At 39.8% G+C, this 12,463-nt stretch carries 13 protein-coding genes and 1 other RNA gene; 2 read left to right on the top strand and 12 right to left on the bottom strand.

Features of this window, described 5'->3' with window-relative positions; all coding sequences use genetic code 11:
• Positions 1–23 precede the first annotated feature (23 nt).
• From GQR52_RS01870 to rpsF, 7 genes are all read right to left on the bottom strand, one after another.
• Positions 24–962: a DUF4097 family beta strand repeat-containing protein gene (locus GQR52_RS01870; protein ID WP_101216066.1), complete on the bottom strand. Its 939-nt coding sequence runs from the start codon at positions 960–962 to the stop codon at positions 24–26.
• A gap of 9 nt (positions 963–971) precedes the next feature.
• Positions 972–1,454: a hypothetical protein gene (locus GQR52_RS01865; protein WP_165727258.1), complete on the bottom strand. Its 483-nt coding sequence runs from the start codon at positions 1,452–1,454 to the stop codon at positions 972–974.
• Entirely contained in the window at positions 1,441–1,989 is a 549-nt protein-coding gene (locus GQR52_RS01860; RefSeq protein ID WP_165727257.1) for a sigma-70 family RNA polymerase sigma factor, read from the bottom strand. The genes GQR52_RS01865 and GQR52_RS01860 overlap by 14 nt, the downstream gene beginning before the upstream one ends.
• Positions 1,990–2,419: 430 nt before the next feature.
• Positions 2,420–2,872, bottom strand: coding sequence for a 50S ribosomal protein L9 (gene rplI, locus GQR52_RS01855; protein ID WP_002962755.1), 453 nt, complete (start codon positions 2,870–2,872; stop codon positions 2,420–2,422).
• A 35-nt stretch (positions 2,873–2,907) separates the two neighbouring features.
• Positions 2,908–3,135: a 30S ribosomal protein S18 gene (rpsR, locus tag GQR52_RS01850; RefSeq protein WP_007378475.1), complete on the bottom strand. Its 228-nt coding sequence runs from the start codon at positions 3,133–3,135 to the stop codon at positions 2,908–2,910.
• A 12-nt stretch (positions 3,136–3,147) separates the two neighbouring features.
• Positions 3,148–3,465: a primosomal replication protein N gene (gene priB / locus GQR52_RS01845; protein WP_004588456.1), complete on the bottom strand. Its 318-nt coding sequence runs from the start codon at positions 3,463–3,465 to the stop codon at positions 3,148–3,150.
• A gap of 43 nt (positions 3,466–3,508) precedes the next feature.
• Positions 3,509–3,850: a 30S ribosomal protein S6 gene (gene rpsF, locus GQR52_RS01840; RefSeq protein WP_007378473.1), complete on the bottom strand. Its 342-nt coding sequence runs from the start codon at positions 3,848–3,850 to the stop codon at positions 3,509–3,511.
• Positions 3,851–4,228: 378 nt separating this feature from the next.
• Here rpsF and GQR52_RS01835 point away from each other — a divergent pair, with 378 nt between their 5' ends.
• Complete coding sequence (locus GQR52_RS01835; RefSeq protein WP_165727256.1) at positions 4,229–5,428, top strand: alpha/beta hydrolase-fold protein; 1,200 nt, start codon at positions 4,229–4,231, stop codon at positions 5,426–5,428.
• Between the two features lie 268 nt (positions 5,429–5,696).
• Here GQR52_RS01835 and GQR52_RS01830 read toward each other — a convergent pair whose 3' ends face one another.
• The 5 genes from GQR52_RS01830 to GQR52_RS01810 form a co-directional block, all read right to left on the bottom strand.
• Complete coding sequence (locus GQR52_RS01830) at positions 5,697–7,598, bottom strand: alpha/beta fold hydrolase (protein ID WP_165722081.1); 1,902 nt, start codon at positions 7,596–7,598, stop codon at positions 5,697–5,699.
• A gap of 197 nt (positions 7,599–7,795) precedes the next feature.
• Positions 7,796–8,962, bottom strand: a complete 1,167-nt coding sequence (locus GQR52_RS01825) for an FAD-dependent monooxygenase (RefSeq protein WP_101216069.1) — start codon at positions 8,960–8,962, stop codon at positions 7,796–7,798.
• A complete protein-coding gene (gene ubiH / locus GQR52_RS01820) occupies positions 8,959–10,146 on the bottom strand; it encodes a 2-octaprenyl-6-methoxyphenyl hydroxylase (protein ID WP_165727255.1) in 1,188 nt (395 codons plus the stop codon). The genes GQR52_RS01825 and ubiH overlap by 4 nt, the downstream gene beginning before the upstream one ends.
• Positions 10,147–10,161: 15 nt before the next feature.
• Complete coding sequence (gene pepP, locus GQR52_RS01815; protein ID WP_165727254.1) at positions 10,162–11,484, bottom strand: Xaa-Pro aminopeptidase; 1,323 nt, start codon at positions 11,482–11,484, stop codon at positions 10,162–10,164.
• Between the two features lie 30 nt (positions 11,485–11,514).
• A complete protein-coding gene (locus tag GQR52_RS01810) occupies positions 11,515–12,078 on the bottom strand; it encodes a UPF0149 family protein (RefSeq protein WP_165727253.1) in 564 nt (187 codons plus the stop codon).
• A 193-nt stretch (positions 12,079–12,271) separates the two neighbouring features.
• Between GQR52_RS01810 and ssrS the strand changes: the two genes are divergently transcribed.
• Positions 12,272–12,454, top strand: a non-coding RNA gene (gene ssrS, locus GQR52_RS01805) — 6S RNA.
• Positions 12,455–12,463 lie beyond the last annotated feature (9 nt).

The following is a 12,463-nucleotide window of genomic DNA, read 5'->3' as shown; positions in this document are numbered from 1 at the left end:
GTAATCGTGAAGGTGAATGAGCGTTATTTAATACGAAGCTCTATGCGCCCGCTAATTGTATCCATTTCAACATTAGCATTACCGCCATTAATGCTAAATTCTAAATCACTGGCTGGGCCGTATTTAGCTTTACTGACTTTATCGCCAGTAACTTTATTAATGATTTTGCCATTAGCGTGCGCTTTAATTTCAAAATTTGCAGATACGCTGTCAGGAAAGTAAAAATCACCATCGCCACTTACCGATTCAAAACGTACATCACCGCCTTTTAAAAGCTCTTTAATATGTACTTCGGCTTCGCCATTCACCGTGTTAATACGTAAGTTTTTAATTGACGATAGCGTAAAATCTATATCGCCATTTACATTTTCAAGGCGCACATCATTGGCGCTTGAGGTTGATTTAATATCGCCATTAACAGCGCTAAAACGTAGTTCACCACTTGATTCTCTATCGTTAATTTCGCCATTTACGGTTTCAAATTGAATATTACCACTTAGGTTTTCTGCATTTACATCACCATTTACGGTGGTGAGCTTAATGTTGCCAGTAATATCATCTACCGTAATTTCGCCATTAACCACGTCAACTTCAGCGCCATTTTTTAGCTCTTTTGCAGTCACCGATACATTAACGCCAGCAAACTCTAAACTACTGCTTTTAGGCATAAATATGGTTAGGCTTGAGCCATCGCCATTATTACTCCAATTTGATTTACGTGGCATTTTTACAATAAACTGAGTTTTATCACCATTTGTTTTAAGCTCATAACCCTCGGCTTTGTCATCAAGCTCGCCAGATACTTTAAATTCGTTTTTATCCCAGCCTGTAATATGTATATCACCGCGTTGGTTTTCAATAAAAATAGTGCCGCCACTTGGTACGTCTATTTGCTTATCTATTTTTTCACCCGCTAATACCGCCAACGGAAATAAGCTCAGTCCTAATAAAATCGCTTTCATGTAGTACTCCTAAATGTGCTGCCAACGTGGCGCATGCACCTTGTTAATTAAATCAAGTTGTTGTTGATATATTTGCGCTAACATTGTTAGTAGCGCTTGGTTTTGTGGCTCATTTTCAAGAACTTGCTTTATTGCTTGCTCTGCGTTTTCAAGCTCTTGTAGCTGCGTTTGCCAGTTAGTGGTCAATGCTTCTTTATTTTCATATTCAACCAACAAACTGTTTTTTTGCGCCGAAAAGTAATCACTTATAGCCACTACGGGTTTTGGCTCGGGCGCTATAACAAATAAATTTACAGCAATTAAAGCCGCTAATGTGCAGGCAGCTATTGCTGTTAGTTTTGGCCAAATAGCAGTGCCTTTTAGGTCCTGCTTATTACTAACCATTGCTCGCTCAATTCCCGCCCACAGGTCTTTTTGTGGCGTAATGTCTTTATCAAGCGTGTTTAATGACTCATTTAAATAGTCGTCAAAATTTGGTTTATTCATTTTCATACCACTCTTGTAGTAGCTGCCTAGCACGATGATATTGCGACTTACTTGAACCAACAGCCATACCTAACTGATCGGCTATTTCCTCGTGCCTGTAACCTTCGATTGCAAACAACACAAACACCATACGTGCGCGCTCAGGAAGCCTTACTATTAATTTATCGAGACCATTTAAGCCTTTGCAGTCATTAGCTGATTGCTCATCCATACCGCAGTGTTCAATGCTCACTACTTTTTGCAGCCAATTTTTTTGCTTGCGTAAGTAGTTAATCGCAACATTACTGGCAACGCTGTAGAGCCAAGTAGAAAACTGCGAGCGACCGTCAAATTGCGCTATTTTACGCCATACCTGTACAAACACTTCTTGGGCTGCATCTTCAGCATGCGCTTGGTCCGCTAATAAGCGTAAACATAAACCGTAGACTCGTTTTATATGTAACTCATAAAGCGTTGTGTATGCGCCTTGATCACCTGATTTAACTCGCTCAATGAGTTTAGCTTCGCATAAAGGCGTTTGTTCGGGTTTAACGTGTAACATCCGTGATGTCGCCTTTTAATTATTATTATTGAGTTAGTGTATTGATAAGTTAGACGTAATAACAGTTCAAAAAGGTTTAAAGGGAATGAAAAAATAATTGAATAAAAAAGGGGCTTGTACGAGGCTTTATACCAATTCGCTTAATTAAGTGATCTATTTTGAGGATGGAAAAACGTGTTGATAGCTAGACAAAAAATTCGCTATTTAGTTGTTCTCGGCAATTGCTCCTGCATTGCTCTACCTTCTGCATCCACGCAGTCGTAAATGAGAATTTTTTAACACAGGTAGCGACACGTTTAGCCCCGCAAAATGATTAAGTATTATTGCGGATTGGTATTATTTAACTGTGCCCTTAACTAATTAAAATTAGCCAAATTACAGACACAAAAAAGCCGTGCTAATAGCACGGCTTTTGTCGCTTAATTAAAAATTAAGCTTCAGCGATTACGATTACTTTAATAGTAGCCGTTACGTCTGAGTGAACTGAAATTGATACGTCAAATTCACCTGTCTCACGGATAGTACCTAGAGGCAAACGAACTTCTGACTTAGCAACTTCAACACCAACAGCTGAGATAGCGTCAGCGATGTCACGAGTACCGATTGAACCGAATAACTTACCTTCGTCACCAGCTTTAGATACTAATGTAACTTCTGCTAATGCTTCTAGTTTTTCAGCGCGTGCTTGTGCAGCAACTAACTGTTCAGCGATTTTCGCTTCAAGTTCTGCACGACGAGCGTCAAACGTTTCAATGTTAGCTTTAGTCGCAGGAACTGCCTTACCTTGAGGGAAAAGGAAGTTACGTGCGAAACCAGATTTAACTACAACCTGTTCACCTAGGCTACCTAGGTTAGCGATCTTATCTAGTAGAATAACTTGCATGTTTCTACACCTTTTAAAAACTGTTAATCCGCTGCTTACTTATGTAAGTCAGTGTATGGAAGAAGGGCTAAGTAGCGAGCACGCTTAATAGCAGTTGCTAGCTGGCGCTGAAATTTAGCGCTAGTACCTGTGATACGGCTAGGTACGATTTTGCCACTTTCTGTAACATAGTTTCTAAGAGTAGCTAGATCTTTGTAATCGATTTGTTTTACGCCTTCCGCTTTAAAGCGGCAGAACTTACGACGTCTGAAATAACGTGCCATGAGATTAATTCCTCAAATAATTCTTTCTATATGCTGAGCATGCAAAACCAATTGGCTAAGGCCGTTACGACCTTCGTGGCGATTTAAAAAACCACTCACTTGCAATGCCTGCCCAACGTGCAAATGTTGAGTCTGTTGTTGCATTTGCTTTCCACTGGCAACTACCTGAAGCCTCACGTAACTATTACGGTTAAGGTCTGCTTCGGTTTGCATCGATTTATGTTCTACAACAAAAATACAATGCGGGATGCCAGCAGGGCTTTGGCTAAACTTGGGAGTTTTACAAACTACCCCAGATATAACCAGCTGATTCATATATGGGCTAACCATTATAGTAACTGCTGATTACATGCCATGCTAGGACTCAAAACAATTAAGCAGCTGGTGCTTCTTTCTTCTCTTCTCTTGCAAGAGGAGACGCTTCAGTTTCAGCAGTTTTAGTGCGGATAACTAAGTTACGAAGCACTGCATCGTTGTAGCGGAAAGTAGTTTCTAGCTCGCTGATTACTTCAGTTGGTGCTTCAACGTTCATAAGAACATAGTGAGCTTTATGAAGCTTGTTAATTGGGTAAGCCAATTGACGACGGCCCCAATCTTCAAGACGGTGGATAACACCACCAGCTTCAGTGATAGAACCAGTATAACGTTCGATCATACCAGCAACTTGCTCACTCTGATCTGGGTGAACCATGAATACGATTTCGTAATGACGCATGGATATTCCTTACGGTTAATAGAGCCTTCTACCGTTTCGGCCGGTCGGTTTAAGGCAAGGAATTAATAGTTTAAAAGCCGAAATGAGCGCGCATTTTACGCTTAGACGGATAATTAAGCAAGCAGGTTTTTTAAGCTTTATATAGATAAGAGTTAAAAGGTAATTATTACGAGCTTCGCTCGTCGCGTCAGCAAGCTGCTCGCCTACCGCAAAAGTTAAGCACAGAGTGTAATATCTCTTGTAGAAGCCGAGCTTACTCGCGTGAAAAGCGATAGCTTTTAATTGCTTAAGCTTTATGTTTACCCCGAAAATATAAACATTTACTCAAGCTTAAAGCCGTGCAATTATTAAGCAATACATTATTAAATAAGGATATTTATGAAGCTCTTACTATCGCTTGTATTAATACTTACTTTTAGTACACCATTTTTAAGCCACGCAAAAACCAATACAACTGACATAACCGTTGGTAAAAAAGTCATTCTGCAGTCAAAAATACTTAACGAAGACAGACCCATTAAAATTTTCATACCTGACACTGTAAAAGACGATCAGCCGCTTTATGTTATTTATTTACTTGATGGTGTTGAGCACTTTCATACGGCGTCTGGTGTTATTAAATCCCTTGTTGATTACGAGCAGATACCTAACGCAATGCTCGTTGGTATTGATACAACTAACCGTGTTCGCGATTATTTACCCAAAGTAGAAGGCGAGCCTAAAACAGAGTTTCAAACTTTTGTTAAAAACAAATGGCCTGAAGCTGGGCAAACCGACAAGTTTTTAAACTTTGTGTCTGATGAACTCATGCCTTATATAAACAGTAATTACTCAACTAACGGCTACAACACCTTAATTGGCCACTCTAATGCAGGTACTTTGGCGCTTTATACTTTAGTTAATCAGCCTAAGTTATTTAATAACTATATAGCTATAAGCCCAAACAGTTGGTGGAGTGATGAGGAATTAAAAAATAATATTATAAAATACACTAAAAACCCTAAAGGTGATCAGGCGTTATTTATTAGTGTAGCAAGCGAAGGAGCACGCTTTTATACAGGCGTATTAAATACTTTGATAAATTTAGAACAACAAACGCCCTCGCAGCTTAAATGGGAATATAAACATTACCCCGCTTTTACTCATATGGGCACTATACTACCAGCGCTTAGCGATAGCCTAATTCACTTATTTAGCGACCTAATATTTAAGGTTACTGACGAGCACGGAAAGTTTGCTGATGTATCGCTCATTACAGGTTATTACCAAGCACTTAGTGATAAGTACGGGTTTGAGCTTAAAATTCCACAAGATGTATACGTAGAGTTTGCTCATAGCCAGCAAAAGTTTGGTAATACAGCTAAAGCTATTACCACGCTTAAACACTTTACTACCCATTACCCAAATGCAACTTATTCTCACATGCGTTTATCGCAAGGGTACACTGCAGACAAACAGTTTAAAGAAGCCGTTACCAGCATGAAACACGCACTCGAGCTTGCAAAAGAAAACAAAAAAGACCCGCTGTTAATTGATGCGCTCAAAGATATGGTGAATGAAGCACAAAAGAATTTGTAACTGATTTAACGCAAAGCGCTTTTTAACTAACGATAGTAATTACGAGCTACGCTCGTCGCGTCAGCAAGCTAAACGCCTACAGGTAAAATTAAGCTCAGTGTTAAACTTTGCATGTAGGCGCCGAACTTGCTCGCGTGAAAAGCGCGGCTTTAAATATGTTCAAAACTATTTTAAAACAAAAAACCGATGTTTAAACTAAACATCGGTTTTTTATAATAACTAGTAAATTTAAAATAGGTTTCGAGTTAAAAAACGCTCACTCATTTATTTACAAGTGTTTTTTAAGAAACTCAGTAACCTCTTTGTATTGTACTTTTAAGCTTTCTGGGTCATCAAAAAAGTGTGTTCCGTCATCAATTTCAACATACTTTATATCTAAATTTCGCTTTGCTTTATCATAAAAATATTTTGATTGTCGATAGTCAACTCTCGTATCTTTTGTCCCATGGATAAGTAAAAGTGGGGCTTTAATTCGGTTAATCATATTGATTGCCGAAACCTCAGATAATGCATCAACGGCTTTACTATCAGTCATATCAACAATATTACCTAGGTAGGCATCTTGTCGCTCTTCATCTTCAACTAACCCTTTTAGATCCGATATTCCAGAAATACTAATAATACATTTAAAGCGATCGGGCTCTTGCCATGCAGCTGTTAATGCAACATAACCACCATAACTTGCGCCATAAATACATGCATTATTTTTTGATGTTAATCCGGTTCTAGTAGCCCAATCCATTGCATCATATACATCTTGTTGCATACGTTTACCCCACTGATAATAACCATCAGTTTCAAAAGCACTACCAAAACCTTCTGAGCCCCTGAAGTTCACTTGCAATACCGCATAACCTAAACTAACTAAATATTGAAGCTCTCGATTAAAGTATTTGTAGTCTCGACTATGAGGTCCTCCGTGAGGCATTACAATTAGCGGCGGAGTTTTAATCCCTTCTGGTTTTGTAAAATAGCCTGAGATTTCAGCTCCATCGCTCGCTTTAAAGCTATAGTTTTGCACTGGTACAAATTTATTACGTGCTAAATAAGGAAATTTAGATAACCAAGCGCCGCCCTTCTTTGTGTTTAAATCAAAATAATAATAAGTAGGGCTGACTGAATCACTTATTACATTAACAAGAATTCGTGTTCTATCTTTACTGCGGCTAACAATACTAGCTTGCTTATCACCAAATAAATTAGTAACCATAAGCTCTTGCTTACCGTCTACCTCTGAAAAATAATGGCTCTTGTAGAAATCATCATAGTAGCCAACCCCTATAAAATCGCCCTCACTATTAACGATTGCATTATTTATATCGTATTTATCATTGCTATAAACAAGCTCTTCAAACTCCCCTGACTCGATATCATATGACCATAAAGCTTGTCTGTGTAATACACGATCAGAAAGGACGTAAGCTTTTGTACCATCTTCATTAAGGCCTTGGATGGAGAAAGTACTATCTTCACCCAAAATATGGGTATGAATCATTTTTAATGCTTCATCTTTCTTTGCTCGATACCATATTGAAGCAATAAACTTATCATCTTTTTTATCAATTGCGATCCCCAGGCGTAAAACTCCCTTAGGGTCTGCATACCAACTTCCAATATTTTCTTTATTCCTCTGAATTTTATCAAAACTAGAATCACCTAATTCAACTTTAAAAACAGAATAAGCTTTATCTTTTTCATCAAACGTTGACACTAGCGCGAAATCTGGCTCATTTTTAAGTGAGGAAACGAGTCTGAAACTCTGATATCTATACCACCTATATTCAGAAAAACGTCGCGTAGTTAGCATTTTACTTTCATTGGTTTCAACATTGATCGAATATAACCTTGAAACTCTCATGTATTGACCATTGACATATTCAGGGTAACTAGCAGAAACAATGATATATTTATTACCTGACCAACGAATAAAGTCGACTCTGTCTTTATCTTTTTTGAGACTTGCTAATATATTGAATTCGATACTAGGAAATTTAGCTAAACTGATAGTAGGACCTTCAGCAGTATTATAAAGTGTTGCTATCATTTCTCCATTTGGCGATATTTGTGGTTGCTCTACCATTGGAAGTTTAGCGTAAGACTCCCACGGTTTATCTTTTGCATGAACTACAGACGCAGTTAATAAAAAAAATAAGAGTGTTATTTTTAACATTTATTTCTTCCTTAAAATTTAGTAAAAACTTTTTATCATATTTAATGTAAAAATAACAAAATTTACCGAAAAAACATACAAAGTAAGTACTTAATTTATTTTAATAAAAAACCGATGCTTAAATTAAACATCGGTTTTTTATTAAAAGCGAATAACTAACCGCTTTTCTCGTTGGGTTTTGTTTCACTCAACCTACATCACTTTCCTATCGCTTCTTTGGCGAACAGGTGCTTGATTGGCCCAAGATTATCAACTAATGATAGCCCTACTCCACGAATAAGTTTTTTAACTGGGTTTGCACCTTCAAATAACTCTTTTAGCCCTTGCATCATAGCTATGTGCTTTTGTGCATCGAGCTTACGAGTGCGCTCGTAATCGCGCAGTGTGCGAGTGCTTGCAAACTCCTTGCTATCGCTTGTCAAAAGCTCAATTAAATAAGCCGCATCTTTTAGGCCTAGGTTCATACCAAGCCCTGCAAGTGGATGGATTGTATGTGCAGCGTCGCCAATGAGTACCACTTTGCCTGAAACCCATTGCTGGGCGTAGCGCATTTTAAGTGGGAAAGCAGTGCGCGCACTTTGCACTTCACACAGCCCGCATTGACCATCAATTGCAGCCATTACGGCTTTATTAAAGGCGGTGTCGTCCATTGCTAATAATTCATCACAATGATTGGGGCTGGTAGACCACACAATTGAATGAGTATGCTCATCGCTCAATGGTAAAAACGCGAGTGGCCCTGTTGGTAAAAAGACTTGGCGTGCGGTGTTTGCATGTTGCTCTTTAGTTTTAACTGTCGCGACTAGCGCATGGTGATCGTAATCTTTAAAACTAAGCGCCATATTAAATTGTTTACGTATAGCTGAATTTGCACCATCAGCCGCCACCAGCAGTTTTGCAATAATTGGCTCGCCGCTTTTAAGTGTTATAAATACATCAGATTCGCTTTGATGTATTTGCTGATACTGTGTATCAAACATTAGTGTTGCACTGCTTTGTTGCTCTAGCTCTTTTATAAGCGCAAAGCGGATAATGTCGTTTTCAACAATATGGCCTAAATGTTCAAGCTCAAGTTGCTCGTTATTAAACGCTATTTTGCCAAAGCTGTCGGCATCACGTACATCCATATGTGTATAAGCGCACGCTCGCTGTGCGATAATTTCGGGCCATACGTTTAATTGCTCAAGCAAGGTTTGGCTTGCAATGCTTAACGCACTTACACGCAAACCATATTCGTCAGTTGGTAACGCTTGTGTTGGTGCGCCGTCGAGTACAACGACGCTTATATCGGCTTTTGCCAATCCAAGTGCTAGTGTTAGCCCTACACAGCCGCCACCTACAATACAAACCTGTGCTTGCTTCATAAACGCCTACCTTGTTTAACTTGCCCCATTAACTGTTTAGCTAATGGCGCTTTTAATGCGGGAAATAAATCCATCGAAAACAACCCAATACTGCGCCCCAATGCGAGCACTCGCGATGAGTTCGAAAAAAGCCTAACAAGTGCATCGGTTAAACTCATTACGGTTTTTATATCATCACTGCGCTTTTTTGAATATTCACGTGTAAACGCATAGCTGCCTAAATCGTGTTGGCTATTTGCTATTAAATTACTAAGTACTTGTACGTCGCGAAGACCTAAATTAAAACCCTGCCCTGCGATAGGATGAATCGCATGTGCAGCATTACCAATAACCACTGTACGGTGCGCAGTTAAAGACTCAACTTGCCCGTAAACGAGCGGGTAACTCGTGCGCATGCCTACTTTAGTAAATTGACCACCGCGATAACCAAACGCGCTTTGCAGGGCACTTAAAAAGCCTTGTTCACTGAGTGCCATGTATTGTTCAACCTGATCTTGGCGCATACACCACACTAACGAATAACGGTTATTGCTCATGGGTAATAACGCCATAGGCCCGTTTTGTGTAAAACGCTCAAAGGCATGATTATTATGCCCACCAGCCACTTCTACATTAGCAACAATTGCGCCTTGTTCATAAGGCTGGGTATTAAAACCAAGCCCAAGTAAACTACGTGTTGGTGATTGTGCGCCATCAGCAATAACCAATAGCTTGGCGTTTAATTGCTCGCCGCTTTGTAAGGTGAGTGTATTGCTATGCAAAGTTTGCTCAATGGCAATTACGCTATCGGGGCACAAAAGCGTAATATTTGACTGCGTTAAACGCAGGTGAAGCGCTCGGCCAAAAGGGTTAACTTCTACTACGTAACCAAGTGAGGGCTTAGCAAATTCGTCGCAATTAATGTGCGCTTTGCCAAAATGGCCTCTATCAGACACGCTCACTTTTTTGATTGCTGCGGTGTAAGGGGCATTTTGCTCAAATAAATTGAGGCTTTGTAAATACTCTACCGATTGCTGAGCAAGTGCAATGCTTCTGTCGTCAAAGCTTGGGTGGTAGTCGCCGGTTACTTGATTAGCTTCTACAACGGCAATATTTAACGCGGGATTAGTTTTAGCCACACTTAATGCGCAGCTTGCTCCCGCTAAACCACCGCCAATAATAACTACATCAAACTGCTTAGCCACTTTACTCTCCGAGCTTTATACGTTTTTAGCACTTTGCATAAGTGCTTCTATATCGCTAATTTTTTTAGGTACGCTTAGGGTCAAGTTTTCATGGCCGGTTTCGGTAACTAGCAAGTTATCTTCGATACGAATGCCAATGCCTTTGTATTTTTGCGGTGCGCTTGAGTCTTCGCTTATATAAAGCCCTGGCTCTATGGTGAGTACCATACCCGGCTCAAATGCACGCTCAGCGTTATTTACTTTGTAATCGCCAACATCATGTACATCTAAACCAAGCCAATGCCCAAGCCCGTGCATGTAATATTCTTTACACGCACCTTTTGCCATTAGCTCGTCAAAGTCGCCAATTAAAATACCTAAGTCGAGTAAACCTTGGGTCATTACTTCCATTGCTAGTTTATTAGCATGCGACATATAACCACCGGGTTTTACGTCATCAAAAGCAACTTCTTGCGCTTTAAGTACAATATTATAAAGCGCGGCTTGCTCTTCGCTAAATTGACCATTTACCGGAAATGTACGCGTTATATCAGCAGCGTAACCTTGTAACTCACAACCGGAGTCTATAAGTACTAGGTCACCACTTTTTAAAACATCGCTATTTTGTGTGTAATGTAAAATATTGGCGTTGTCGCCACTACCAACAATTGTGCCGTACGCAGGATGAGGCGCACCATTCATAGCATAATGATGATGTAGCTCAGCCTCTAGCTGAAATTCAGTAGCTCCGGCATGTGAAAAACGCATGGCGCGCATGTGCCCTCGCGCACTAATTTCGCAGCCTTCTCGCATAACATCTATTTCACTTGGCGATTTAAACAAACGCATTTCGTGAATAAGGCCGCGTATTTCTTTTAAATTACTCGGTGCTTTGAGGCCTTTTCGAGAGCCACTTCGAAGCGTACCTAGTAACGAAAACACTTTGGTATCAAATGAGGGGGAAGCACCTTGTGCAAAATACAGCGCATTTTTTGCATTTAGCATATCGAGTGTCTTATCGTTTAATTCACTTAGCGGGTAAGCTTCATCAAACAGGTAGTCACTTTTAGCTTTATCAAAGCCAACTCTACGGCCATGCCAAATTTCTGCAAGCTTGTCTTTATCTAGGCAAAATAAGGTACTGGGTGCATCGCTGTTATTGCAGAGTACAAGTACGGCGTCGGGTTCGTTAAAGCCAGTTAAGTAAAAAAAGTCGCTATCTTGTCTAAATGCATATTCGGTATCGCGGCTGCGCGTCACTTCGCTCGCAGCGGGAATAATAGCAACGCTATTTTCATCCATTTGAGCAAGTAAGCGCTCGCGACGTGCTTTAAATTCTGACTTTTGTACTTCAACCATTATTAACCAACCCGTTTTACTTTTTAAAAGTTAATGAAGTGTTTTTTTAGTACTTTGCGTGCTTTGCTCTTTACCAAGCTCTGCAAAACAAAGTAGTGCTGATACACGCACATATTCAATTACTTCGTGCAGCGCTTGGCTGTCTTCTTCGGTTTCTTCAAAAGTAGTATCTAGGCGAGTGATTTCGCTAAAGTCAGTAATAACTTCTTTAACATCGCTCGATAGTTTACCGTAGTCTTTTTGCTTTAAACCAAAACCAAGCATAAAACCCGCTACCCATGATACGAGGCCATTAGCCTGATCGATGAGTGTTTCGTCGTCGCTTGGTAAAAATAAATCAAACTGAAATTCATCATTATTAAAGCTCGCGACTACTTGCTTATAAATAGTGCCAAAAAACTGCTTTAAATCGTTACTAAATGATTCACCATCGTTAAACACATCGCTCAAAAGGCCTAAGTATTCTTTGTCGTCAATGGTTAAACCACACGCAAGTAAACCACTAATCACACCATGCGCTTCGGCAGGTGATACAAATATTTCGTTTTTTTCTAAAAGCAGTTGAGCTTTTTCGTAATCGGGTAAATCGTTCATAATCGAATCTTCGCTTTGCAAGTTAAGGCAATGCTACCACTCGATAAAAAGCAACTCCAATTAATTGTATGATCAAGCTCAAAAACCATGCGATAAAGTAAATGATGAGTTAAAGGTGCGGAAAAACTAAGCGAACGGTTTAATTTTTTACGTTTGGGGTTTAAGGATTGGATTATGTCTTATATACTTAAATTGTTCCCTGGGGTACCGGAGCTTAGTTAAGTCCCTGAGCCGATAAATTTTATACCAGGGTTTCTGTTCGTCTACTATTGTGCAGGCTCGGCATGTACCGAGAAGCCTACGGTAAACCGCAGATTCCCGCCCTGAAACCTTCTGGTTTCAGGACTGAAACCGAGTACCGTATCTTGGGGAACACCTTTTTAGC

The sequence above is a fragment of the Pseudoalteromonas sp. 31A1 genome (genome assembly GCF_011378815.1).
GTDB classification, from domain to species: domain Bacteria; phylum Pseudomonadota; class Gammaproteobacteria; order Enterobacterales; family Alteromonadaceae; genus Pseudoalteromonas; species Pseudoalteromonas arctica.
The sequence above is the reverse complement of the archived record's forward strand: the minus strand, read 5'-3'. Positions and strand labels throughout refer to the sequence as shown.